At 63.7% G+C, this 24,812-nt stretch carries 24 protein-coding genes; 12 read left to right on the top strand and 12 right to left on the bottom strand.

The genetic code is table 11. From position 1 onward, the window contains the following. Positions 1 to 44: 44 nt before the first annotated feature. The 3 genes from AC0L23_RS04490 (at position 45) to AC0L23_RS04500 (ending at position 3,700) form a co-directional block, all read left to right on the top strand. Positions 45 to 1,241, top strand: a complete 1,197-nt coding sequence (locus tag AC0L23_RS04490) for a CaiB/BaiF CoA transferase family protein (protein WP_085362253.1) — start codon at positions 45 to 47, stop codon at positions 1,239 to 1,241. 184 nt (positions 1,242 to 1,425) lie between these two features. Next, on the top strand, positions 1,426 to 2,493 hold the full coding sequence (locus AC0L23_RS04495) for an alcohol dehydrogenase (RefSeq protein ID WP_018457117.1): 1,068 nt from the start codon (positions 1,426 to 1,428) through the stop codon (positions 2,491 to 2,493). Between the two features lie 127 nt (positions 2,494 to 2,620). After that, the gene (locus tag AC0L23_RS04500) at positions 2,621 to 3,700 is read left to right on the top strand and encodes an isocitrate/isopropylmalate dehydrogenase family protein (RefSeq protein ID WP_085362255.1); all 1,080 of its coding nucleotides are present in this window, start codon (positions 2,621 to 2,623) and stop codon (positions 3,698 to 3,700) included. Between the two features lie 33 nt (positions 3,701 to 3,733). Here AC0L23_RS04500 and AC0L23_RS04505 read toward each other — a convergent pair whose 3' ends face one another. From AC0L23_RS04505 to AC0L23_RS04525, 5 genes are all read right to left on the bottom strand, one after another. Continuing rightward, entirely contained in the window at positions 3,734 to 4,018 is a 285-nt protein-coding gene (locus AC0L23_RS04505) for a hypothetical protein (RefSeq protein WP_085352111.1), read from the bottom strand. A gap of 180 nt (positions 4,019 to 4,198) precedes the next feature. Then, positions 4,199 to 5,020 (bottom strand): enoyl-CoA hydratase, encoded by an 822-nt coding sequence (locus tag AC0L23_RS04510; protein ID WP_018457114.1) that lies wholly within the window; start codon positions 5,018 to 5,020, stop codon positions 4,199 to 4,201. Between the two features lie 111 nt (positions 5,021 to 5,131). Beyond that, positions 5,132 to 6,481, bottom strand: a complete 1,350-nt coding sequence (locus AC0L23_RS04515; RefSeq protein WP_018457113.1) for a L,D-transpeptidase family protein — start codon at positions 6,479 to 6,481, stop codon at positions 5,132 to 5,134. Between the two features lie 374 nt (positions 6,482 to 6,855). Continuing rightward, on the bottom strand, positions 6,856 to 7,227 hold the full coding sequence (locus AC0L23_RS04520) for a helix-turn-helix domain-containing protein (RefSeq protein ID WP_026233304.1): 372 nt from the start codon (positions 7,225 to 7,227) through the stop codon (positions 6,856 to 6,858). 29 nt (positions 7,228 to 7,256) lie between these two features. Then, positions 7,257 to 8,303, bottom strand: coding sequence for a LysR family transcriptional regulator (locus AC0L23_RS04525; RefSeq protein ID WP_018457111.1), 1,047 nt, complete (start codon positions 8,301 to 8,303; stop codon positions 7,257 to 7,259). 515 nt (positions 8,304 to 8,818) lie between these two features. On the opposite strand from AC0L23_RS04525, the gene AC0L23_RS04530 reads away from it, so the two are divergent. Further along, complete coding sequence (locus AC0L23_RS04530) at positions 8,819 to 9,085, top strand: hypothetical protein (protein WP_018457109.1); 267 nt, start codon at positions 8,819 to 8,821, stop codon at positions 9,083 to 9,085. A gap of 201 nt (positions 9,086 to 9,286) precedes the next feature. Further along, positions 9,287 to 10,018 (top strand): cytochrome c biogenesis CcdA family protein, encoded by a 732-nt coding sequence (locus AC0L23_RS04535; protein WP_085362256.1) that lies wholly within the window; start codon positions 9,287 to 9,289, stop codon positions 10,016 to 10,018. On the opposite strand, the gene AC0L23_RS04540 is transcribed toward AC0L23_RS04535, so the two are convergent. The 3 genes from AC0L23_RS04540 to AC0L23_RS04550 all read right to left on the bottom strand — a co-directional run bounded on the left by AC0L23_RS04540 (position 10,015) and on the right by AC0L23_RS04550 (position 13,313). Then, positions 10,015 to 11,151 (bottom strand): mandelate racemase/muconate lactonizing enzyme family protein, encoded by a 1,137-nt coding sequence (locus AC0L23_RS04540; RefSeq protein WP_085362257.1) that lies wholly within the window; start codon positions 11,149 to 11,151, stop codon positions 10,015 to 10,017. The two genes, AC0L23_RS04535 and AC0L23_RS04540, sit on opposite strands and share 4 nt — an antisense overlap. A 13-nt stretch (positions 11,152 to 11,164) precedes the next feature. Then, positions 11,165 to 12,622 carry a sensor histidine kinase gene (locus AC0L23_RS04545; RefSeq protein ID WP_085362258.1) on the bottom strand — a complete coding sequence of 486 codons (1,458 nt, stop codon included), beginning with the start codon at positions 12,620 to 12,622 and terminating at the stop codon, positions 11,165 to 11,167. 346 nt (positions 12,623 to 12,968) lie between these two features. After that, positions 12,969 to 13,313 carry a DUF1236 domain-containing protein gene (locus tag AC0L23_RS04550; protein WP_085362447.1) on the bottom strand — a complete coding sequence of 115 codons (345 nt, stop codon included), beginning with the start codon at positions 13,311 to 13,313 and terminating at the stop codon, positions 12,969 to 12,971. A 138-nt stretch (positions 13,314 to 13,451) separates the two neighbouring features. Here AC0L23_RS04550 and AC0L23_RS04555 point away from each other — a divergent pair, with 138 nt between their 5' ends. The 4 genes from AC0L23_RS04555 to AC0L23_RS04570 all read left to right on the top strand — a co-directional run bounded on the left by AC0L23_RS04555 (position 13,452) and on the right by AC0L23_RS04570 (position 16,973). Further along, entirely contained in the window at positions 13,452 to 13,685 is a 234-nt protein-coding gene (locus AC0L23_RS04555) for a hypothetical protein (RefSeq protein WP_085362259.1), read from the top strand. 373 nt (positions 13,686 to 14,058) lie between these two features. Beyond that, complete coding sequence (locus AC0L23_RS04560; RefSeq protein ID WP_085362260.1) at positions 14,059 to 15,057, top strand: TRAP transporter substrate-binding protein; 999 nt, start codon at positions 14,059 to 14,061, stop codon at positions 15,055 to 15,057. A gap of 84 nt (positions 15,058 to 15,141) precedes the next feature. Then, complete coding sequence (locus AC0L23_RS04565; protein WP_085362261.1) at positions 15,142 to 15,657, top strand: TRAP transporter small permease; 516 nt, start codon at positions 15,142 to 15,144, stop codon at positions 15,655 to 15,657. Continuing rightward, positions 15,654 to 16,973 carry a TRAP transporter large permease gene (locus AC0L23_RS04570; RefSeq protein WP_085362262.1) on the top strand — a complete coding sequence of 440 codons (1,320 nt, stop codon included), beginning with the start codon at positions 15,654 to 15,656 and terminating at the stop codon, positions 16,971 to 16,973. The genes AC0L23_RS04565 and AC0L23_RS04570 overlap by 4 nt, the downstream gene beginning before the upstream one ends. Positions 16,974 to 17,022: 49 nt before the next feature. Here AC0L23_RS04570 and AC0L23_RS04575 read toward each other — a convergent pair whose 3' ends face one another. After that, entirely contained in the window at positions 17,023 to 18,297 is a 1,275-nt protein-coding gene (locus AC0L23_RS04575; protein ID WP_085362263.1) for a serine hydrolase domain-containing protein, read from the bottom strand. Between the two features lie 172 nt (positions 18,298 to 18,469). On the opposite strand from AC0L23_RS04575, the gene AC0L23_RS04580 reads away from it, so the two are divergent. Beyond that, entirely contained in the window at positions 18,470 to 19,387 is a 918-nt protein-coding gene (locus AC0L23_RS04580) for an intradiol ring-cleavage dioxygenase (RefSeq protein WP_085362264.1), read from the top strand. A gap of 21 nt (positions 19,388 to 19,408) precedes the next feature. On the opposite strand, the gene AC0L23_RS04585 is transcribed toward AC0L23_RS04580, so the two are convergent. Beyond that, a complete protein-coding gene (locus AC0L23_RS04585) occupies positions 19,409 to 20,302 on the bottom strand; it encodes a LysR family transcriptional regulator (protein ID WP_085362265.1) in 894 nt (297 codons plus the stop codon). A 102-nt stretch (positions 20,303 to 20,404) separates the two neighbouring features. On the opposite strand from AC0L23_RS04585, the gene AC0L23_RS04590 reads away from it, so the two are divergent. Together AC0L23_RS04590 and AC0L23_RS04595 are read left to right on the top strand one after the other, a co-directional pair. Next, positions 20,405 to 21,274, top strand: coding sequence for an SDR family oxidoreductase (locus AC0L23_RS04590; RefSeq protein WP_085362266.1), 870 nt, complete (start codon positions 20,405 to 20,407; stop codon positions 21,272 to 21,274). Positions 21,275 to 21,316: 42 nt separating this feature from the next. Then, positions 21,317 to 21,991, top strand: coding sequence for an NAD(P)-dependent oxidoreductase (locus AC0L23_RS04595; protein ID WP_085362267.1), 675 nt, complete (start codon positions 21,317 to 21,319; stop codon positions 21,989 to 21,991). Positions 21,992 to 22,015: 24 nt separating this feature from the next. On the opposite strand, the gene AC0L23_RS04600 is transcribed toward AC0L23_RS04595, so the two are convergent. Together AC0L23_RS04600 and AC0L23_RS04605 are read right to left on the bottom strand one after the other, a co-directional pair. Beyond that, positions 22,016 to 23,752, bottom strand: a complete 1,737-nt coding sequence (locus AC0L23_RS04600; RefSeq protein WP_085385886.1) for a bifunctional protein-serine/threonine kinase/phosphatase — start codon at positions 23,750 to 23,752, stop codon at positions 22,016 to 22,018. Positions 23,753 to 23,807: 55 nt separating this feature from the next. Continuing rightward, a complete protein-coding gene (locus AC0L23_RS04605; RefSeq protein WP_018457093.1) occupies positions 23,808 to 24,647 on the bottom strand; it encodes a formate/nitrite transporter family protein in 840 nt (279 codons plus the stop codon). Between the last annotated feature and the right edge of the window lie 165 nt (positions 24,648 to 24,812).

Consider the following 24,812-nt stretch of genomic DNA (forward strand, 5'->3'; position numbering starts at 1 on the left):
AGAACTTCGATAAGTTCCTAAGTGACTCAAGGACGCAAGCAGGCATGCAGCTATCAGATAAGCATGAGGGGACCACGCCAAAGGCCTTCGCCGGCCTCAGGGTCCTGGATTTTTCGACCACCATCGCCGGTCCCCATTGTGCGCGGATGCTCGCCGACATGGGCGCCGAGGTCATCAAGATCGAGACCGACGGCGGCGAGACGATGCGGACCCGGCCGCCGCTGCGCAAGGGCTGCAGCACCGTGTTCGGCCAGCTCAACGTCGGCAAGAAGAGCGTCGTGCTCGACCTCAAGTCCGAGGACGGCAAGGAGGCGGTCCGCCGGCTGGCCGCGACTGCCGACATCCTGGTCGAGAACTTCCGCCCGGGCGTGATGCATCGGCTGCGGCTCGACTATGACAGAATACGCACGGTCAGCCCGAAGTTGATCTACTGCTCGATCTCCGGCTACGGCCAGAGCGGCCCGTCGGCCGAGCTGCCGGCCTATGCGCCGGTGATCCATGCAGCCTCGGGCTACGACATGGCGCATCTCGCCTATCAGCCCGGCCGCAGCCGCCCGGATTATTGCGGCATCTACCATGCCGACGTCGTCACCGGCACCTACGGGTTCGGCGCGATCGCGTCGGCGCTCTACCAGCGCACCCTGACTGGGCTCGGCCAGCATATCGACGTTTCCATGCTGGAATCGATGCTGACGCTGACATTGATCGAGTTGCAGAACTCGCAGTTCACCGTGAAGCCGCCGCCGCGCCCGATGTTCGGGCCGACCGAGACGGCGAGCGGTTATGTCATGATCACGGTTGCCAGCGAGAAGACGTTTCAGGGACTGATGGGAGTGATCGGCCGCCCCGAATGGATCTCCGATCCGCGCTTCTCCACCTACGCCGCGCGTCGCGATCATTGGGCCGACTTGATGGACGGTGTAGAGGCCTGGTCGCGGCAGCTCTCGACCGATGTCTGTCTTGTCGCGTTAGGTGCGGCCGGCGTGCCGGCCTCGGCCTACCGCACTGTGTCCGAAGCACTGGCCGATCCGCAGCTCGCGCACCGAGAGGCGCTCTCGTCTGTCGAGGATGAAGGCGGCTCGTTCCAGGTCCTCAATCTGCCGTTCCGGATGACCGGTGCTGATACAACACCGGGCAAGACGATAGCCGTTCTTGGCGAGCACACGGACGGACTGCGCGCGGAGATCGGGCTCACCGACAATGCGCCAATTCCGTCAGGCAAAACAGCCGTGCAAGGCTGAGGGCAAGGCTGACGGCAAGTCTCACGGGAAGTCTGACGGATACCACGCTGTGGCAAGCAATGCGGCGTTGCGCGTGGCCGGCTTGCCATCATCCGTCAGCCTAAATTAGACAGGTCCGAGTTTGTCTCGTCCTGCCGCCCATGCCATGGTGGCGACGACAACAAAAATATCCGAGAGGACGCCAATGAAAAGTTTCAAGGTCGCCGATTTCAAGGCGCCGCTGCAGGAGTTCGACGAGGCCACGCCGCAACCGTCCGGCACGCAGGTGCTGATCAAGGTGAAGGCCGCCGGCGTCTGCCATAGCGACCTTCACATTTGGGAAGGCGGCTACGATCTCGGCCACGGCCGCAAGCCGCTCTCGCTGAAGGACCGCGGCATCAACCTGCCGCTGACCATGGGGCACGAGACGGTCGGCGAGGTGCTCGCCTTCGGCCCGGACGTGAAGTCGTCGGACCAGGGCGACGTGAAGATCGGCGATGTCGGGTTGGTCTATCCCTGGATCGGTTGCGGCAAATGCGCGACCTGTCTCGCCGGTGACGAGAACATGTGCCTGACGCCGCGCTCGCTCGGCGTCTATTGCGACGGCGGCTATTCCGACCACATGCTGGTGCCGCATCCGCGCTATTTGCTCAACCTCAAAGGCCTCGATCCCGCGTCGGCTGCACCCTACGCCTGCTCGGGCGTCACGACCTACAGCGCGCTGAAGAAGCTCGAGCAGCACTTCGACACGCCGATCGTGATGTTCGGCGCCGGCGGACTTGGCCTGATGGCACTGTCGCTGCTGAAGGCGATGGGCGGCAAGGGCGCGATCATGGTCGACATCGACGCGAAGAAACGCGAAGCGGCGGAGCAAGCCGGCGCGCTCGCGACCGTCGATCCCAAGGCGCCCGACGCGCTGGAGCAGCTTGCCAAGAAAGCCGGTGGTCCCATCCGCGCCGTGCTCGATCTCGTCGGAAACGCCGCCACCACGCAACTCGGCTTCGACTGCCTGACCAAGGGCGGCAAGCTCGTCCTCGTCGGCCTGTTCGGCGGCGGTGCGACCTGGGCGCTGCCGCTGATTCCGATCAAGGCGGTGACGATCCAGGGCAGCTATGTCGGCAATTTGCGCGAGACGCAGGAGCTGCTCGACCTCGTGCGAGCGAAGAACATAGCGCCGATCCCCGTGACGCGGCAGCCGCTCGCCAAGGCCAACGACGCGCTGGTGCAACTGCAGCAGGGCGCGGTGGTTGGCCGCACGGTGCTGACGCCGTAACCAACGCTGCTAGTTTGTCGTCATGGTCGGGCTTGACCCGACCATCCACGTCTTGCCATGGAGTTGGTATCGAGGCGTGGATGCCCGGGACGATCCCGGGCATGACGTTGGAGAGAGTAGGAAACCGATGTCCGCAAATAACGCCTTCCACATTGCCGTGCTTGCCGGTGACGGCATCGGTCCCGAAGTCATGGCGCCGGCCATCGAAGTCCTGCGCAAGATCGAGACGAAATCCGGCCTGAGCTTTCGCTTCACCGAGGCGCCGGCGGGCGCCAATCATTATCTCGCCGCCGGCAAGTCGATGCCGGACACCACCATCAAGCTGTGCGAGGAGGCGGACGCGATCCTGCTCGGCGCCTGCGGCCTGCCGTCGGTGCGCTATCCTGACAACACCGAGATCGCGCCGCAGATCGAGCTGCGCTTCATCTTCGATCTCTATGCCGGTGTGCGCCCGGCGCGGCTCATTCCGGGCGTGCCGAGCCCGATCGTCGGCGCCGACCAGCGCGGCATCGATCTCGTCGTGATCAGGGAGTCCACCGAAGGCCTGTTCGCCTCGATGGGCAAGGGCGTCGTCACCCATGAGGAGGCGCGCGAGACCATGCTGATCACGCGCAAGACGTCCGAGCGCCTGTTCGAGTTCTCGTTTCGTCTCGCCGAGCGGCGCAAGGCGCGCGGCAAGCCCGGCGCGCTGGCCTGCGTCGACAAGGCGAACGTGTTCAAGGCCTTTGCGTTCTTCCGCGGCATCTTCGACGAGATCGCCAAGCGTCATCCGGAGGTGAAGACCGACCGGCTCTATGTCGACGCCTGCTCGGCGATGCTGGTGAAGCGTCCCTGGGATTTCGACGTGATGGTGATGGAGAACATGTTCGGCGACATCGTCTCCGACATCACCGCGAGCCTGATCGGCGGCCTCGGCATGGCGCCGTCGGCCGACATCGGCGACAAATACGCCGTGTTCCAGCCGTGCCACGGCACCGCGCCCGACATCATGGGGCAGGGCAAAGCCAATCCCACCGGGATGATCCTGTCGGCTGCAATGATGCTGGACTGGCTCGCCGACAAGCACGGCGTCGAAGGAGCGGCCGAGGCCGGCGAGACCATCGAGCGTGCGGTGGACAAGGTCTATGCCGACGGTCTCAAGCCGATGGAATTTGGTGGCCGCAACGGAACCGCCGACATCACGAAGGCGGTGCTTGCGGCGCTGTAGTCAAGGAAGAGAGGCCTCGCGGCCCCTCGCAATTCACCAGCGACGCCAGTGGCGGTGGCCGCCCCAGCCCCACGGACGGCCGCCGTAGAAGCGTCGCGGGCCGCCGTAAAAACCGTAGGCGCCGTAATAATTCGGACGCCAGAAGCAGCGACCCCAGGGGTTGCAGACCCAGCGCACCTGATCGACGTCGGCTGCCGGGCCGCTCGCGATACGGTCGGCCTGCGGAATGCCGTTCGGCATCGCTGCGAGTGCCTGTCCTGATGCGAGAGCGGCGCCGCCCAGGGCAGCCAGACCAACAACAGCAAATTTCAGTTTCATCGCAATCTCCCTCGTTTGATGGCGAGAGAACTTCCAGCAAATCAGCTGGTTGCTATGGTGTTGCGGGGCCGTGGGAATTTAATCTTCCTGAATGCATGTTCAGTTTGCCCGCCGTCATCGCGAAGAGCCAAGCAGGCAGAGGCACTCTGGATTGTTTCATTTTGCTCGCTGGCGACGGAATCACTGTCCCTGGAACTGCGGCTTGCGCTTCTCCATGAAGGCCTGCCGGCCCTCGCGAAAATCCACGCTGTCCATACAGGCCGTGCCGACCGCCCTGATCGCGTCCATGTCGCGCGCGCTTTCGTCCTTCAACACTTGCGCGATGGTGAGCTTGGCGGCCTTGATCGCGAGCGGCGCATTTTGCGAGATCGTCTCGGCGATGGCCATGGTCTCGCCCCAGAGCTGATCCTCCGGAAGCACGCGCTCGACCAACCCGATGCGCAGCGCTTCCGACGCATCGATGCGCATGCCCGTATACATCAGGAGCCGTGCCCAGGACGGGCCAACCAGCGACACCAAGTGCCGCAAGCCGTCATAGCCATAAGCGATGCCGAGCTTCGCCGCGGGAATGCCGAACTGGCTGCCATGGGAGGCGATGCGGATGTCGGCGAGCATCGCCACCTGCATGCCGCCGCCGAGACAAAAACCCTGGATGCAGGCAATCGTTGGCTTGGGATAATCGGCGAGCAGCGCGCGCTGGGCGGCGCTGCGTTTTGCGTATTCCTCGGAAGCGGCGGCGTTATGGCGCGTCTTCTCGAACTGGCTGATGTCGGCGCCCGACACGAATGCCTTGCCACCGCCGCCGCGCAGGATCACGACGCGCACGGCAGCGTCATCGCGTAAGGCGGTCAGCGCCTCGCCAAATCCCTCCCACATCTCCAGCGACATCGCGTTGCGCTTGTCGGGATTGTTGAACGTGATCACGCCGACGCCACTGGCTGTGTGCTTGAGGATCTTGCCGTCGGCGTAGGGAATTTCGGTCGTGCTGGACATGTCGGACATCGCGGGCGCTTTCGTTGGCGAGGCGCAATGTTCGGCCGGGGCGAGGCCAGGGTCAACCGCGACAACGGACCTGGCTTTGCAGCCGCCTGTGCCGCGATTGCATGGCGCGATCTATCTGGTCATGTGCGCGGTCAGCGGGTGGCTGCCGGCATTGCTGAAGAAGGCCGCCTCTTCGGCGGTCGCCTCCAGCAACTGCTCGTCCTGGTGATAGACGTCGTTGCGGAACTGGACGGTCTGGTCCTTGGTCATCCACGCCGTGAGGTAGATCCAGGCCACCGGCACCTTCTTCGCCATGGCGACGTCGAGATGCTGGCCGCTGGCGATCTCCGCGTCGATCGCGGCGCGGCTCCATTTCGGCTGGTCCTTCAGCAGCCAGGCGGCGAGATCGCGCACATTGTCGACGCGCGAGCAGCCGTGGGAATCGAAGCGGTAATCATCGCTGAACAGATTGCGCTGGTTGGTGTCGTGCATGTAGACCGAATAGGAATTCGGCATGTCGATCTTGACCGCGCCGAGCGCGTTGAACGTGCCGTTGTGCTGGCGCACGGTGAAATTCGGCGTATGCGTGCCCGACCAGTCAACCGAATTCGGGTCGATCGGATTGTCGTGAGCGTCGAGCACCTCCATGTGCATGCGCGACAGATAGGTGGGATCCTTGCGCATATGCGCGGAGATCTCGGTCTTGGCGATCGAGGAGGGCACCGTCCAAGTGGGATTGAGGACGACGCTGCTGATCTGGGCGGTGAGCGTTGGCGAGGGCTTTTCGGTCTTGCCGACGATCACGCGATAGCGCCTTACCACGACGTCGTTCTCGACCGCTTCGGCAAAGGCGGCGGGGATGTTGACCACGACATAGCGCTGGCCGAAGCCGAAATTCATGTTCTCGAGCCGCTGCAGCGAAGCCTCGAGCTGCCGGATGCGGTTCTGCACCGGCACGTTCATCGCCGCGATCGTGCGCGGCGTCATCGTTCCGGTCGGCGCGAGGCCGTGGCGGGCCTGGAAGCGTTTCACGGCGTCGGCGAGATCCTGGTCGAAGGCGCCGCTCGCCTTGTCGGCGGAAAGATCGCCGGAGACGATCAGCCGCTTGCGCAGGAGATCGTCATTGGCGCCCTGGGCGCCGGGCGCGAATTTGGCGTCTGCCGGGATCGTCGGCCAGCCGCCGCGCACGGCCAGATCGGAATAGCTCAGCGCCGCATCCTTGATGCGCTGGGCGGAGCCTTCGTCATAGGTCGGCTCATGCGTCAGCGCGAGCGCTGCGGCCGAACGGCTCTCCGCCGTAGATGCGGCCGCCGGCGCGGCGGTTTTCGGTGCGGCTGCGTGGGCCGGATTGGCGGTGGCCGGCACCGTGCCAGCCGCAGTCGCCGGCTTGGGCCCGGCCTGTCCAATGGTCTCGGTCTGAGCAAGCGCAGAGGCGCTCGCAAGCATGCCGACGGCAATGATTATCGCATGGCGCTTCGACATGTGTCCCATCTTCCCTATGAGAGCGAGGCCCGGACGGGCGCTCGCATCGGCAATTCCCGGTTCGTCGGGCTGATTCGAGAAATCGGCGGGAGGCTAGCGTCTCCCGGTTGCGGCTCCCTCAAGCACGGCGCATCGCGAGCCCCATGCGCAAGGCACGCGGTCTCTGGATTGGGTCGCGACAGGGCAGGAATGGGTTCGCGCAAACCGCGGGCGACGGCGGGAAAAATGGTCAACAAAAAGGGGCGGTCATGCCGCCCCGAGAAGTCCGCGCAAGCGCGGGCCGGATATATCTCGTCCGGGTCTCGTTCAATCCAGCCGCGCCCCGTGACGCGGCGGATTGAACATCGGGCGGAAAGGCACGAACGCCGATCGGCTCAGGCTTCGTTCGCTGCGATCGATTCCATCAGCGAGACGAGCTGACGCTGCACCGTCTGGTCCTTGATCTTGCTGTAGGCGCGCAGCAGGCGGAGGCTGAAGGCCGAGTCCAGGAAGAGCAGGCTCTCGACTTCGCGCGCCTTGTTGTCGCCGTCATAGAAGAAGGTCACGGGCACATCGAGGGCGGTGGCGATCTGCTGAAGCCGGGCCGCGCCGACGCGATTGACGCCCTTCTCGTACTTCTGGACCTGCTGGAAACTGACGCCGAGCTTCTCGCCGAGCTCGGCCTGCGAGACCTTCATCTCGACGCGCCGTAGACGGATTCGCTTGCCCAGCTCAATGTCCGGCTTGCCGGCACTGCGCTGCTTCATTCTCTTCGCCGCTGTCTTCATCTTTTTTCTCATCGGTCTTCGGTTGAAAACCCCCCGAAGAGCTGGGTCAGGGGTTCGCCCATATACTCGTCCTTGAATTCATGCGGGTGCACGAACTCTTCCTTAAACCACGGGAAACGCGCCGGATTGAAGGCTTCGATCAGCCAGTCAATCATGTGCCGTACGCGCGGAATCCGGCCGCTACCAGGATGGTAGGACAACCAGATATCCAGCGGTCTGTTCAGCTCGACCTCCAGTGGAATCAACTTCCCGCCAAGCGCAATGGCGTAGCTCGGGAACACGCCGATTCCGGCGCCATTCGCGACCGCCCAGTAGTTGGCGCTCGAGACGTTGGTCTTCATGACCAGAAGGTCACGTTCCGGAACGCCGGGGAAGAAGCTCTCGAAAGTTTGCTTGGCGGCGAGTTGGTCCGCGAACTGCAGCACCAGGCGATGCTTGATCAACTCCGCCGCCGAGCGCGGCGCGCCATGTTTTGAAATGTATTTCTCGGAGGCCCAGAACATCAGATGCATGCGGCCGAGCCGCACCAGCTTGACGTCGAGTGCCGAAGGCCGCGACAGGTGAATGGCGACGTCGGCCTCGTGGCGGGAGACGTCGGCCGAACGCATCGCGCAATGCAAATCGACCAGGATCTTCGGATAGGTCTGCTGGAATTCGACCAGTCGCGGGGCGAGCCAGAATGTGCCAAGTCCCTCGGTGACGGCGACGCGGACCTCGCCGGACAGGGCGTTCGCTGTCGAATCGCTGGTGCGCAGCACGTCGAAGGCAGCCGCCTCCATTTGCTCGACGGCGGAGACCACCAGCGCGCCTTCGTCGGTCAGACGGGTGCCGTGGACGTCGCGGGTGAACAACGTGGTGCCGGTCTGGCGTTCGAAATCATCGATCCGGCGGCGAACGGCGTTGATCGACAGCGACAGGCGCTCGGCCGCCGAGCGGAAACTTCCGCATCGGACAACTTCCAGGAAAATGCGCGCCGCATCCCAGTCCGAGAGGCCGCTGACGTTTGTCTTTGGGCGTTCCTCCAGAGGAACGCCCCTTTCCGCCAAGGAGTGCATACAAGTCCCTTCGGGTCGCTAAACTGGCAGAATCTCGGGCAAACCACAACCACGGCGGGTTGGGGAACGACGAGTTTTGAACGTCATCCTTACTACGCCGCAGGTGGTATTCGGGTGCTGCCAAGCCTAGGAACAAGGGCTAGGAATCGGGCAGACCATCGCCCGTATGAAGGGGTGTGGCGTGAGTTCCGTTGTGAGCCGTGACTTGCCTGCGGGATTGTCGGCATTGTCCGCAATGAACGTCCTTGCGCGAGAGCAGGTGCCTTCCACGATGGATCAATTGCAGCACGCCAGGCGTTTTACGAGCGAGCGTTTTACGATCGAGCGCTTTACGACTGAGCGTTTCGACGGCCGGCGGCGCGACGCGATACGCGCCGGAACCGCGGTTTCAAGGCAGAAACACACTGAAATCATGTTCGGGGGCGTAGCGGCCTCGTGTTATCCTCGACGCTCCATGGGGGCCAAAGGGGTCGTCACAACCACGTCTCACAGGCCGAATTAGCGGAAAGAACGCCGTGTCGCATTCAGACGAACAGTTGCAGTCGGTGCTGGAAACGCTCGAAGAGTGCCGCAGGGTGCTCAACGAGAGCAATAGCCGTGAGTCGGCCGAGCTGCTGTCCATTGTCATCCTGGACGTGCGGATGAAGCTCAAAGGAATTGACAGTGCCGATCTCAAGGCACTGTGCGACGAAATGCTGCGGACGGCCACGAGCGAACCGCAGCCCCCTTCCAAGCAGACGCAGGACCAGCCCCGGCGTCCGCTGCTCCGCGTGGTGAAGTAGCCGCGCCGCCGAGTTTCGCTTTTTGGCGAGATTTGTGCGTGTCCCGGTGCCGCATCTGTGATCACAGACGGCATCGGGAGGAGCCCTGGTTTTGAGCGCCTCTGTTGCGCATTCGGTGGCATCGGCTACATCTGAGCCGGCTCCGCGCCGCGCGCGCTCCCCGCGCGCCGCGCCGGCGCCTGAGATGGCTCCGACTGCATCATGCAAAATGTTTCGATCCCGGCGGCGCTGATTGCCGGCCTCGTCAGCTTCCTCTCCCCTTGCGTCCTGCCGCTGGTCCCGCCCTACCTGATCTATTTGACGGGCGCGACGATCGAGCATGTCGAAAGCGAAGAGCCCGCATCAGTCTCCAAACGCGCGATCATGATGTCGGCGCTCCTGTTCGTGCTCGGCTTCTCCACGGTGTTCGTGGCGCTCGGCGCCAGCGCCTCGCTGATCGGCGGGCTGATCCGCGCCTGGTCGGCCGAACTGTCGATCCTCGCCGGCATCGTCATTATCGTCATGGGCCTGCACTTCCTGGGCCTGACGCGCATCGGCCTGTTGATGCGCGAGGGACGCTTGACCGCGCCCAAGCCCGTCGGCCTCTGGGGCGCTTATGTGATGGGGCTCGCCTTTGCCTTTGGCTGGACGCCCTGCATCGGCCCGATCCTTGCCGCGATCCTCTCGGTCGCCGCGGCCGAGGCCACGGTGACCAAGGGGGCCGGCCTGCTCGCGGTCTATTCGGCCGGCCTCGGCATTCCCTTCCTGATCGCCGCCCTGATGATCGAACAGTTTTCCACCCTGTTCGCGCGCATGAAGGGCCACCTCGTCAATGTCGAGCGCGCCATGGGCGTCCTGATGGTGATCACCGGCATTGGATTCCTCACCGGCGCGGTCTCGAATGTGAGCATCTGGCTGCTAGAGACGTTTCCGGCGTTGCAGACGATCGGCTAGGCCTCCACCGCAAAGCGCGCCAGCGCCTCGCGGTCTATCTCGATGCCGAGGCCCGGCCCCTCGGGCACCCGCACGACGCCGCTCGCATGCTCGATCGGCTCCTTCAAAATCGCCTGCCGGATCGGATGTTCGGTGCGATCGAATTCAAGCATCGGCTCGAGCGACGACAGCGAGGGAGGCGTGTGCGACGGCAGCACGGCGAGGAGCTGAAGCGAGGCGGCGATCGCGATGCCGGTGCCCCAGACGTGTGGATTGTAGCGGATGCCGAACGCCTCGCTCATGTCGGCGATCTTCTTGCATTCGGAGAGACCGCCTGCCGCGCAGGTGTCGGGCTGGGCGATGTCGAGCGCATGCGAGACGAACAGCTCGCGGAAGCCGAAACGCGTGAATTCGCACTCGCCGCCGGCGACCGGAATCGTGAGCGCGGATTTCACCGCGCGATATCCCGCGACGTCCTCCGGCGGCACCGGCTCCTCGAACCATCCGATGTCATGGCACTCGATCAGACGGCCGAGCCGGATCGCCGCGATCGCGTCATAGGCATGGTTCGCATCGACCATCAGGGCGACGTCGGGACCGATCGCCTCGCGCACCGCGCGGGTGACTGCGGCGTCCTCCGCGACGCCGAAACCGACCTTCAGCTTCACGGCGCGGAATCCTTCGGCGGCATAGCCAGCCGCTTCCTGCGGCAGATAGATCAGCGGATCGCCTGACTTGCGCCGGTAGAGACCGGTCGCATAGGCGGCAACCTGCTTGCGCGCGGCGCCGCCGAGAAGCTGATGCACGGGTACGCCAAAATGCTTGCCCTTGATGTCCCATAGCGCGATGTCGATGCCGCTCATCCCCTGGATCACGACGCCCTTCTGGCCATGATCGCGCAAGCGCGCGTAGACCATCTGCCACAGCACGTCGGTGCGCAATGGATCCTCGCCGATCAGCCATGGTTCGATGCTGCGAACCACCGCCGCCGTCATGCGTGCCGGACCGTAGCATTCGCCCCAGCCGACAAGGCCGTTATCGGTCTCGATCTCGACCAGCATCGCGGCGCGCGTGTCGTACCAGGCGCGTGAATAGGCGAAGGGTTGCGACAGCTTTGCTTCGAGAATGTGCGTGCGAACCCTTGTGATCTTCATTGCCGGCCTCCGTTCATCGCGCCTCGTCCAGCGCGCAAATCACCGTGCAGACCACGCCGCGGGGCAGGAAGTCGACCGTTGCTTCGCCGCCGAGCTGGTCGCGCGCGCTGCGTTCGATCAGGCGTGAGCCAAAGCCGCGCTGCACCGGCGCCGTCACCGGCGGTCCGCCGATCTCGGTCCAGATCAGGCGCAGCCGGGGCTTCGGCGCCTCGGCAAGGACCTCCCACTCCAGCGTCACGCGGCCGGTCTCGTTGGAGAGCGCACCGTATTTTGCAGCGTTGGTGGCGATCTCGTGCACGATCATCGACAGCACGACGGCGAGCCGCGGCGACAGCGGCACGGCGGGTCCGGCCATGCGGATGCGCTCTGGATTGTTCAGCAGGAACGGCTGGAGCGCGCGGGCGATCACGTCCCGCAGCTCGGAGCCCGCCCATTTCTCCTGGCTCAGCAAATTATGCGCCTCGGCCAGCGCGCCGAGCCGGCCCTCGAACTTCGTCCGCTCGTCGCGGCTGGCGCTGCGGAAGGTCTGCACTGCGATCGCCTGCATCAAGGCGAGCGTGTTCTTGACGCGATGGTTGAGCTCGTCGATCAGGAGATCGTGCAGCATCTCACCGCGCGCGATCGTGGTTGCCATCCTGACCGCGAAGGTCAGGCCGGTCAGCAGCAAGATGCCGCCGATCAGGCTGGTGATCGCGATGTTGCGCCAGAGCGGAGCGATCAGCGAGCTCTCGGCGACGCCGGCGACGATGGTCCAGCCGGTCAGCCGCGACCTCGTATAGACGGTGGACAACGCAACACCGTCGAGCGAAACCGTCGAGAGTGCGGCCTCAGGCGTGCGCAACATACTCTCATACAGCGTGCCGGTAGCCCGTTTGCCGAAGATCTCCGTAGGGTTCGGCGTGCGCGCGAATACGATGGCCTTGGTGTCGAGCAGGGAAACCGTCCAATCCCGGTCGGGCCGCTGCTTCTCGACCACGTCCTGAAAGGTGCTGACCGGCGGACTGAAGCAGAGGTCGTAGATCACTTCGCCGTCGCGGAGCACCGGAACCTCGACCGTAAGCACCTGCCGGCCGTTGATCGCGCCGGTGAACAGGTCGGAATATTGCGGTGACCTGCTCGCAAACACCCTCTCGATGATCTCAAGATGTCCGCGTGGCGGCAGGCTTGCGGTGTCCTCGGTCGCGGAGGAGAACAGCAGTCGGCCCTTGCGATCGGAGATCAGCACCAGGCCGCCCTTGCCGTACTGATCGACGAAGCCGAGCGCGATGCGGCGAAAATTCTGGAAGTCGTCGTCGCGCAGCGAATTCGTCAGCGCGAGCACCTGCAGGCCGCCGGTCATCCGCTGCACCTCGGAGTCCAGCACGAGGCGCATGCTGCGCACGTTCTCCAGCACGCGGCGGGTCGCGTCGTTGCGGTCCTGCTTGTAATTGTAGACGGCAATACCGACCGCGAAGACGATCAGCGGCAACATCGTTCCCGTGACCAGAAGAGCGAGCCGGACTGGCAGGGTGAGCTTTGACAAACGCAGGCGTCCCGATTCCAGCGCAGGGGGGCGCTGGATTTATGATTTTGGGAGACCATAGGGGCCGGATTTGCGCTGCGCCATAATTTTCGCGTCCGGGCGAGCCGCCCGAGGGACAAGATTTTGCAGCGCAGTCCGCGGCTGCGTCTCAGCTCATGCTGATTGCGGTCAGTAGCAGGCACGTGGCGTACACGGCCGCCAGGCTGAGCCCGGCGATCCGGGCCTCTCGATGCGTTTTCATAACTTCAACTCCCAGAGAGGGAGGCCGCCTTCAAGCGGCCCCCTTACACCTGGATCAATCAATTTCCTGAACGACCGTGCGGGAACCGGGATCGACGAGCATCACGCGATCGCCGGAGTAGACGTAGCGATACTTCGTGAGGGAGGGACCCCAGTCCGCCGGAACGGCCTCGAGCTCCACGTCGCTCGGCACCGCCGCGCCGACAACGATCTTTTCCTTCGTCGTCACCGGACGAACGCGGTGCTCGGTGACGTAGGATTTGATCTTGGTTCGGTACTGCGGCTCGATCTGGACGGCAGCAGCGTGGCCGGTCCCGGTCGTCGTCACGACAGTCGATTGCGCGAAGGCACCGGTCGAAATCAGGACCGCCGCGGCGGAAAGCAGGAACAACTTCTTCATCTCGTTCTCCTCGTTTGAATAGGCGCCGCACCAACCCCTCATCGTCGACAGTGTTCCCGGCTCAGGGAACAAATTGCCGCTTTTTCCCGTTTGTAGATGACCGGGCTGAACGGCTCGGGCTCTGGAGGAGGACAACAAATGAAGCTGAAAATAGTAACCGCAGCACTGATGCTTGCCGCAACATCCCTGCCGGCGTTCGCGGCCGACGAGTTCTACGTCGTGCAGGACGTCAAGACGAAGAAGTGCACGATCGTCGACAAGAAGCCGACGGACACGTCCATGACCGTCGTCAGCCCCTCGGGCACGATCTACAAATCGCGCACCGAAGCCGAAGCCAGCATGAAGACCGTCAAGGTCTGCACATCAAACTGAGGAGGATCACAAATGCCAGTTCTGATTCTCTGGGCCGTGCCCGCCGTGCTGGTGATCGGCGGCGGCATCTATCTGATCGGCCACATGCACTAAGCGGCAACGGAAGGCGGGTCTGTGCGCAGCGCACGGGCCCGCACGCCGTTTGTCGCCTGCGAGAGTGGGAGGCCGCCCCGCAGCTGCCGCGGCCGGCAGGAGGACAGGTTGCAGTGCAACAGTCCGCGCAACGGCTAGCCCTGCGACGAAGAGGACCTCCCGCGCACGCGAAATGACTTCCGTCCCGCCGACGTTTTTCATACGCTTCCTCTCGCAAGCCGCATACCGGCTGCGCTCACGGCCCGGCGACAGGGCCGGAGCATCAAAGGGAGGGGAAACCATGAAGCGAAGATCATTTCTCGCTGGGATCGGTGCGACCACTGCGGCGGCTGCGATTGGCATGCCGTCGATCGTCCGGGCGCAATCGCCGATCACGCTGAACGGCGCGGTCCAGTTCAACGACGACCACGCCTTCAACCGGGCACTGCTCCGGTTCGAAGAGCTGGTGAAGAAGTATTACGGCAAGCCCGTCAACTTCACGCTGCACAGGAATTCCTCGCTTGGCCTCGAAAAGCAGTACTTCGAGTACATGTCGCAGGGCAAAGCCGTCGATTACGGCATCGTCTCGCCGGCTCACATGTCGACCTTCGCCAAGGCGGCCCCGTTCATCGACGCGCCCTTCGTGTTCAAGGGCATCGAACACATGAACAAGGTCGTCGAAGCCAATATCCTGGCGCCGATCGCCGACGAAGTCGCGGCCAAGGCCGAGGTCGTTCTGATCGGCTATTCCGGCGGTGGCATCCGCAACATTTTCGCCAATAAGCCGCTCAAGACTCTCGCCGACCTTAGGGGACTCAAGGTGCGCGTACAGGGCGCGCCGATCTGGTCGAAGACCTTCGCGGCCGTCGGCATGAGCCCGACGGTGATCGCCTACAACGAGATCTACAACGCGATCCAGAACGGCGTGATATCGGCCGGCGAGAACGAGGCGGCCGGCGTCGAGGCGATGAAGTTCTACGAAGTGGCCCCGCATCTCAATCTGACCCAGCACGCCGTGTCGATCCGGCCGATCTGCTTCTCGGTGAAGACGCTGAAGACGCTGCCGAAGGATTTGCAAGACGCGATCATGAAGGCCGGCAAGGAGGCCGGCGACTACGGCCGTCAGCTGGAGTCGAGTGAAGAGGTCGTCAAGCTCGACACGCTTGAGAAAGCCGGAAAACTCAAGCGCGTTCCATTCGAAGAGCGCGACGCCATGAAGAAGCTCGCTGATCCCGTGATGGCCACCTACGCCAAGGAAATCGGCGCGGAAGGCATTTTCGAGAAGATCAACGTCGTCTGACAACTGTCGCCGCCCACGCGATAGAACGTCGGGGCAAGCCGGACGGCTTGCCCCATTGCGTGATTGTGATCCCCCGGAGTCGTAATGACCGAAATATCGATGCCACCGAACCCGTCGCCGTGGCGCCGAGCAACGGCGGCCTATGCAAAACTGCTGGAAATCCTGCTCGCCGCCTCTGTCGGCCTTCTGGTCATTCCGGTCACGTTGCAGATCATCTCGCGCTACACGCCTTTGATTCCATCCTACATCTGGACCGAGGAGATGGCGCGGTTCATGTTCATCTGGACGATCATGATCGGCGCGATGGTCGGCATCAGAGAGTCGCAGCATTTTGAAGTCGACGTCTGGCCTGACCTGTCACGCCGAAGTGAAGCCATGGTGCGAATTCTCGCGCGGCTCGGCGTGCTGGCGCTGGCGCTCGTGTTCGTATCAGCCGGCATCGAGTTTACCCGTTTTGCCTGGAACAGAACTTCGGAGCTGGCCGATCTGCCGCTTTGGCTGATCCACGTCGCCTGGCCGGTTGCCGGCGTGACCTGGATCGTGTTCGCCGGTGAACAGATTATCGACGAGATGCGGATTCTGGTTGGGGCAGATCAATGAGCGGCAATATTCTTTCTGCCGGACAGGCCGCGATGGTCCTGTTCGGGACTTTCGTTGGCCTGCTCATCATACGCGTGCCGGTCGCTTTCGCGCTTGGCCTTGCCTGCGTGCCGATCCTGCTGATCGAGCCGCATCTGTCGCTGATGACGCTCGCGCAGGAAACCTTCAACGCCTACAATTCGTTCATCCTGCTGGCGGTACCGTTCTTCCTGCTCACCGCCAATTTGATGAGCATCGGCGGCATCACCGACCGGCTGGTCGCGCTGTCGCGCTCGATGGTCGGGCACTGGCCGGGGTCGCTGGCGCAGATCAACGTCGTGCTGTCGGTGTTCTTTGCCGGCATCTCCGGCTCCTCCACCGCGGACGCGGCGAGCCAGTCCAAGATCTTCATCGATGCCCAGACCAAGGAGGGTTACGACCTCTCGTTCTCCATTGCTATCACCGCGGTCTCGGCCGTGCTCGCCGTCATCATCCCGCCCTCGATCCTGATGATCGTGTGGGGTGGACTGATCTCGACCTCGATCGCGGCGATGTATCTCGCGGGCATCGTGCCGGGATTGCTGATCGCCGGAGCGCAGATGGCGACAGTGCATATCTATGCCGTGCGACGAGGTTACCCGACCTATCCGAAGGACACCTGGCGGGAGATGTGCTGCGCCATCTGGCGCTCGATACCGGCGCTGCTGACGCCGTTCATCATCGTCGGCGGCATCCTGCTGGGGTGGTTCACCGCAACCGAATCCGCCTGCGTCGCGGTGCTTTATTCCGTGGCGCTATCAACATTCTTTTACCGTGAAACCGGCGCGCGCGAACTCTACAAGGCCTTGCTCGACACCGGCCGTCTTGCGGGAGTCGCGCTGTTCTGCGTGGGCACCGCCAGCGCGTTCGGCTGGTTGCTGGCTTATTACAGGATCCCGCAGGAACTGCTGGCCAACGTCTCGACCTGGGGCATGGGAGCGATCGGAGCCGGCTTCTTCATCGCGTTCTGCTTTCTGGTGGTGGGCTGCTTCCTCGACGCCATTCCGGCGATCATCATCGTCGGTACCGTTCTCGAACCGCTGGCGAAATCGGTGGACCTTCATCCGGTGCAGTTTGCGATCATCTCGATCGTTTCGCTGGCCTTCGGGCTGGTGACGCCGCCTTATGGCCTGTGCTTGATGATCGCCTGCTCGATCGCCGGGGTGCGGCTGCGCTATGCGCTGAAGGACACGGTGATCATGCTGATCCCCATGCTGCTCGTGCTGGCGGCGCTCATCATTTGGCCCAGCGTTTCCCTGTTCCTGCCGCGCCTGATCGTGCCGGAGATGTTGAAATGAGCCAAGCTTGATCCCGCGGCTCTGATGCCTGGGGATCGGTGCATTTGGTCTAGAGATTGCTCTCGGTGATCGCGGCGTAGACCATGCTGCGCAGCTCGCGCCGGAGCGGGTAGGCGCTGGACGGCAGCACCTGCGTCATGAAGATGGTGATCAGCTCCTCGGCCGGGTCGATCCAGAACGACGTCGTGGCCGCGCCGCCCCAATTGTATTCACCGGGGCTGCCGGCGACCAGTGTCTCGGCCGGGCGCATGGTCACGGCGAAGCCGAGGCCGAAGCCGATGCCGTTATAGGTCGCTTCGGAGAACAGCGAGCGCGACACCTCGGGGAGAAAGCGGCCGCCCGGAATGTGGTTGGTCGTCATCAGCGCCAGCGTCTTCGGCCCGATCAACCTGACGCCGCCGAGCTCGCCGCCATTGAGCAGCGCACGGCAGAAGGTGAGATAGTCGGCCGTCGTCGAGCACAGCCCGCCGCCGCCCGAGATCAAGGACGGCGGCGACAGGAACGAGCTCGTCGCCGGATCGTCCTGCAATGTCAGTCCCTCGCGCCGCTGGCCGGCATGGAAGGTCATGCCGCCACCCGGGTCGGCCGAGTAGCAGGCGGCGAACCGGTGGGCCTTGGAAGCCGGCACGTGGAAATCAGTGTCGGTCATGCCGAGTGGATCGAGGATGCGTTGTTTCAGGAACCGCTCGAAGGGTATGCCGGAGATCTTGCCGACGAGGTAGCCCAGCACGTCGGTCGAAACCGAGTAGTTCCAGGCCTCGCCCGGCGAGAACTCCAGCGGGATTTTTGCAAGGCTCTCGATCATGGTCTGGAGCGTGCCGGATTTCTCGACCTCGCCGATCTTTTCAGCGCGGTAGGCGGCATCGACGTTCGAGCGCTGCTGGAAGCCGTAGGTGAGGCCGGAGGTGTGGCGCAGGAGGTCGACGATCAGCATCGGCCGCGAGGGCGGACGGGTCAGGAAGGAAGGCGCGGTGCCGGCGACGAACACACCGAGATCCTTCCATTCCGGAATGTACTTGGCGACGGGCTCATCGATCGCGACGAGGCCTTGCTCGACCAGCATCATGAAGGCGACGCTGGTGAGCGGCTTGGTCATGGAATAGATGCGGTAGATCGTGTCATCCTTGACGGGCAGCTTGCGTTCGACGTCGGCAAAACCCTGCACCGAGCTGTGGGCGATCTTGCCACGGCGATAGACCAGGAGATGCGTGCCCGGGAAGCGACCGGCATCGATGTACCGGCTCTTCAGATGCGCATCGACACGGTCGAGCGCGGCCTTGGACATGCCCACGGATTCGGGCGAGGCGGGGGTGGGGGCGAGCATCAGTTCCTCCGGGCAGTTTTGTCCGCCGTTGATAGCCGAAAAGGCGGTCTCATTCCAAGCCGGTCGCGCTTAACGCCGGCCGGCTGTTTGGTGTAGGCTTCACTTTGGAACGCCTCCGAGCAGCCCAAAAGATCCCCCAACGGGCCAATGAGAAAACGCAGGCAAACGCACCATGACCCAGTTCAACGAAACCGAACTCACCGAAGCCGTCGTCCGGAGCTTTGACCAGACACCTGACCCGCGCGCGAAATTCCTGCTCCAGGAATTGGTGAAGTCGCTGCACGATTACGTGAGCAAGACCGGCCTCACCTTCGCGGAATGGGAATACGCCATCGATTTCCTGACCCGCACCGGTCAGAAATGCACGGACACACGACAGGAATTCATCCTCCTGTCCGACGTGCTCGGCGTCTCCATGCTGGTCGACGCGGTCAACCATCGCGAGCGCGAGGGCGCCACCCAGACCACCGTGCTCGGGCCGTTCTATGTCGGCGAGCATAAGGTGACGGCGCACGGCACGGACATTTCTCCGAACAATCAAAGCGGCGAACGGATGTTCGTGCAGAGCCGTGTCACCGATCTCAAGGGCAAACCGCTAGCGAATGTCCCTGTTGACGTCTGGCACGCCGACGATGACGGCTTCTACGACTCGCAGAAGCCGAACTATGACCAGGTCGGCGCCTCGGCACGGGCGCGCTTCCTCACCGACAGCGATGGCCACTTCTTCTTCCGCACCATCTTGCCTTGCAGCTATCCGATTCCGACCGACGGGCCGGTTGGCGAGATGATCGTGCAGACCAACCGCCATCCGATGCGCCCGGCGCATGTGCACTTCCTGGTCAATGCCAAGGGCTACGAGCCGCTGATCACCCACGTCTTCATGGACGGCGACAAATATCTGGATTCCGACGTGGTGTTCGGCGTGAAGGACGATCTCATCGCCAAGGTCGAGCCGCGCAGCGACCCGGAGATGCCCGACGGCACCAAGGCGAACGGGCAGTGGCACTTGATGAGTTACGAATTCCATCTCAAGCCCGGCGGCGGCATGGCGCCCAAGCCGCTGGGGATGAAGGCGGAGGAGCCGGCCTGACGTATCGCGGACGGATGTACTTCAGCGCCCGATAAAGGCCGCCAGTTCGTCAGGTGCCCCCGTTGGAAAGGCTTCCTTCATGAAGTCGAGGAAGGCGGATACGCGCGCGCTTAGGAGCCGGCGTGAAGGATAGAGTGTCCACAACGCGATCTCCGGTCCCTCGATGTCGCCCCAAAGCACCAGCGTGCCGGCAGCGAGGTCGTGACTGACCAGTGACACCGGGAGGCGTGCGGCGCCGACGCCGGCCCGGACGGCGTCGCGGACCATGATGAGCGATGACAGACGCAGGACCGGATCAATCGCGATGCGCGATGTTCCGCTTGGCACCGCGATTTCCCAGCTTGTCAGCTGGTCGCCCGGTCCGCGCATGACTGCCGGCGCAGCGATACCGTCCCGCGGTCGTTTCAGGTCCGGGCTCGCCACGACCACCAGCCGATCGCGCAGAAAGATTCGTCCGACAAGGCTGTCATCGGGATCGGGATTGACCCGGATCACCAGGTCATACCCTTCCTCCACCATGTCGACGGAGCGATCTTCCGTCGTGACCTCGAGACGGACCTCCGGATATCTGAGCGCGAACCCGGCCGCGAGGTTTCCCATTGCAGTCTGCGAGAACAGCAAGGGCGCGCTGATCCGCAAGCGCCCCCGCGGCCTGTCCCCACCCGAGGCGATCGCTGTCGCCGTCTCGTCGAGCTCGGTGAGCAGGGCCCCCGTCCGCTCGTAGAGAGCGCGTCCTTCCTGTGTGAGTTTCAGGGTGCGCGCTCCGCGCTCGAACAGGCGCAGGTCGAGCGCGGCTTCCAGCTCCGCGACGCGCCGGGACAGGGTGGCTTTCGGGCGGCCGGCGGCCCGTGCGGCCCGGCCGAACCCGCCGTGCCGGGCGACGAGATTGAAATCGGTGAGTGCGAGCAGGTCCATCGTTCCACCAGTGAGACAGTCTGTCCAGATATAGCGGCTATCGTTTCGTTTGTGGATCACTAATTTCCCGGATGTCTTCTGACCCAACCCGGAGTGATCCCCATGACCATCCTCGTTACCGGTGCAACCGGCACCATCGGCCGCCACGTCGTCGAACAGCTCGTCAAGCGCGGCGCCGATGTCCGTGCTCTCGCCCGCGATCCCGCCGAGGCAAACCTCCCGGCAGGCGTCACCGTGGTGCAGGGCGACCTGCTCGACGTCGACTCGCTCCGCAGCGCATTCAAGGGCGTCTCGACCCTGTTCCTGCTCAACGCAGTGGTGCCGGATGAATTCACGCAGGCACTGATCGCGCTCAACGTCGCCCGCGAGGCTGGCGTCGAGCGGGTCGTCTACCTCTCGGTGATCCACAGCGACCGCTACGTGAACGTCCCGCACTTTGCCGGCAAGTTCGGCGTCGAGCGGATGATCGAGCAGATGGGCTTCCACGCCACCATCCTGCGCCCGGCGTACTTCATGAACAACGACGTCACGATCAAGGACGTGGTGACCGGATACGGCATCTATCCGATGCCGATCGGGAGCAGGGGGCTCGCCATGATCGATGCGCGCGACATCGGCGAGATCGCGGCCGTCGAGCTCATCCGTCGTGAGCGCGCCGCAGCGCCGCTTGCGCTCGACCGCATCAATCTCGTCGGTCCTGAGACGCTGACCGGCGCGAAAGCCGCCGCCGTCTGGTCGGAGGTGCTGGGCCGCACGATCGCCTATCCCGGTGACGATACCGCCGGCTTCGAGAAGAATCTCCGGCAGTTCATGCCGAACTGGATGGCCTACGACATGCGGCTGATGAGCGAGCGCTTCCTCACCGAGGGAATGGTCCCCGAGCCCGGCGACGTCGAGCGTCTGACCGCACTGTTGGGCCGCCCCCTGCGCTCCTACCGCGACTTCGTCTCCGAGATCACGGCCTCTGCCTGACGGCAGGGGTACGTCCCCATCACGACAACGAGGATTCCCATCATGACCTCTTCAATCGCCACCGTTCCGGCGGATCCGCAAGGTGCAACGAAGATATTAGTGCTTGGAGCGACCGGTGCCACCGGCCGCCTGATCGTCAACCAGGCGGTGGCGCGAGGCTACGACGTTACCGTGCTGGTGCGTTCCGCCGGAAAGGCAAGTGACATCACGGGGGCGAAGCTCATCGTCGGAGACGCCCGCGATGAAACAGCCCTGCGCGCAGCCCTCGAAGGCCGTGACGCCGTGGTCAGTGCGCTGGGTACACCGGTAAGTCCGTTCCGCGAGGTGACGCTTCTCTCGACCGCGACGCGCGCGCTCGTGAGCGCGATGAAGGCCGAGCAGGTCTCGCGGCTGGTTTGCATCACGGGAATGGGCGCCGGCGACAGTGCAGGCCACGGCGGCTTTATCGCCGACAATGTGATCTTTCCGCTTCTCCTGAAGAAGGTGTACGCCGACAAGGACCGGCAGGAGGCGATCGTCAGAAACAGCGGGCTGAATTGGGTCCTGGTTCGTCCCTCGATCCTGAACAACAAGCCCGGCCGCGGTTCGATCCGGGCCCTGACGGATCTTTCGGGCTTCCATGGCGGCAGCATCGCGCGCGAAGACGTTGCGAAATTCGTGCTCGATCAGGTGCACGCCGATACCTGGCTGCATCGGTCTCCGCTGATCACGTGGTGATGCTTTGCGTGGCTACACCCCTGATCAGCGCGCGTGCAACATCGCAAGCAGGACCACGACGACGCAGGCGAGCGCCGCCGTGGTCAATTTCCAGAACATCAGCGGGCTGCGCTCCAAGAGCGGCGTGATCCGCGTGTCAAGATAGGCCGGATTGGGCGTGCGAAGCTCGAAGACGAATTCGGACAGATCCTCGTGCCGCTTGTAAGGATCCGGATGGAGCGCACGTCTGAGCGCGCCATCGACCCAGGCGGGCACGTTGCTGTCGTCATCGGCCGGGCGATATTTGAGCCTCCGCACGTCCGCCTTGCGTCGGATCCTCGCGATTTGCGTGCCATAGGGAAGCTTTCCCGTCAGCATCTGGTAACAGATCACGGCGAGTGAAAACATGTCGGAGCGCGGCGAGCCGCCTTGGCCAAGAAAATATTCCGGCGCCGTGTACTGGACCGTTCCCAGAATTTCGTCGGTCTCGTCCTGTGGCGCGGCCTCCGCGACGCCTGCCACCTTAACCGATCCGAAGTCGATGATCTTCGCGGTGCCGGTCTTGTCGATCAGGATGTTGTCGGGCCTGAGGTCCTGATGCAGCATCTCCATGCGGTGGAAGGCGCGCAGGCCCGCGGCGATTTGCTCGACCAGTCCGCGGACGGTTTCGAGATCGGGGCGCGGATTGTCCGTCATCCATTGCCGCAAGGTCTGACCTTCGACGAATTCGGTCGCGACGTAGAGGTAACCGCGCCGTTTCGACTGTGACAGCGGCTTCAGCACGTGCGGGCTGTCGATCCGGCGCGCGATCCACTCCTCCATCAGGAAGCGCTTCAGGTAGGCGGCATTGTCGCGCAAATCGATCGACGGAAGCTTCAGCGCGACCGGCTCCTCGGTCACCGCGTCGACGGCAAGGTAGATGTGGCTGCGGCTGCTGGCGTGGATTTCGCGGACGATCCTGTAGCCGTCGAAGACGGCCCGCGGCTCCGGCAGCGGGGGAAGCGGCAGCTGGGAGGTCTGGTTGAAGATGCCGGCCGGCTCGCGCTGCGGCACTGCATCGATGCGGAGGATCTGGACTGTGATGTTGTCGTCGCTGCCGCGCCGGTAGGCTTCCTCGACGATCGCCTTCGCCGCTCCGTCGAGCTCGGCTGCATGCTCGCTGAGCGCACTCGTGACAAAACGCGCGTCGACGAATTCATAGGCGCCGTCGGTCGCCAGCAGGAACGTGTCGCCAGTCTCGATCTCGAAACTCTGGTAGTCGATCTCGAGCTGCGGATTGATCCCGAGCGCACGGCCGAGATAGGTCTGCTCCGAGGACACGATGATCCGGTGATCGTCGGTCAGCTGTTCGAGCGCCTTGCCGGCCACGCGGTAGACGCGACAGTCGCCGACGTGGAAGATGTGCGCGGTGCTCGCCTTGATGACCATGGCGCTCAGCGTGCAGACATAACCCTTGTCACGGTCATAGGCATATTGGCTCTTGCGCGTCTGCGCGTGGAGCCAGGAATTGGTCGCGTCCAGCACGCGGCGGGCGGAGGTCTTCACCGTCCAGGATTCCGACGTGCAATAATAGTCCATCAGGAAGCTCTTGACCGCCGACTCGCTGGCGATCTGGCTCACCGTGCTGCTGGAGATGCCGTCGGCGAGGACGGCCGCAATGCCCTTCAGGCTGAGCATCGGCTCGTCCGGAACGAGGACGCCGTGAAAATCCTGGTTGATGGGCTTGCGACCCTTGTCGGAATGCTGGCCGACCGAGATCTGAAGTCCGCGGGTCATCGTCATCACCGGCAAAGGGGAGCCTCACCCTGATCGGGCGAGGCTCTCCTGTCGAGACGTATCAGGCCGCGACGCGGGGCGACGTGGCCTTGCCGGCCTGGCGCTTCGGCTTGGTCATGACGTGCGTGGCGTAGAGGGTCATGCCGGTGAAGGCGAGGCCGCCGACGAGGTTGCCGAGCACCGTCGGGATCTCGTTCCAGATCAGGTAATCCATGATCGAGAATTTTGCGTGCAGCATCAGGCCCGACGGGAACAGGAACATGTTCACGACGGAATGCTCGAACACCATGTAGAAGAACACCAGGATCGGCATCCACATCGCGATGACCTTGCCGGGGACCGAGGTCGAGATCATGGCGCCGACCACGCCGGTCGAGACCATCCAGTTGCAAAGCATGCCGCGCAGGAACAGCGTCGCCATGCCGGCCGCGCCATGCGCAGCGTAGCCCAGCGTTCGGCCTTCGCCGATATTGCCGATCGCGGTGCCGATCTTGTCGGGGTCCTGCGTGAAGCCGAAGGTCGTGACGAAAGCCATCATGAAGGCCACGGTGAAGGCGCCGGCGAAGTTGCCGACGAAGACGAGGCCCCAGTTGCGCAAGACGCCACCGATGGTGACGCCGGGGCGCTTGTCGATCAGGGCGAGCGGGGAGAGCACGAACACGCCGGTCAGGAGGTCGAAGCCCAGCAGATACAGCATGACGAAGCCGACCGGGAACAGCAGCGCGCCGATCAGCGGCTGCCCCGTGTTCACGTTGATCGTGACGGCGAACCATGCCGCGAGCGCCAGGATAGCGCCGGCCATGTAGGCACGGATGATGGTATCCCGGGTGGACATGAAGACTTTGGACTCGCCCGCATCCACCATCTTGGTGACGAATTCCGAAGGCGCGAGATACGACATCTATGATTCCTTTTGCTCCGTAAGAGAGATCGAGACGCTCTGAGTGCGCCGCCGAAAGTTATTGGCCGTGCGGGCCACGTGCCGCGCCGGGGAGATTTGGAAGCCTTGGGATTCGCGTCACGAGGATGGAGCCGCGGAGGGCCGCGAAGCCGATGAGCTTCCGGA

The sequence above is a fragment of the Bradyrhizobium sp. MI1.4 genome (genome assembly GCF_055811315.1).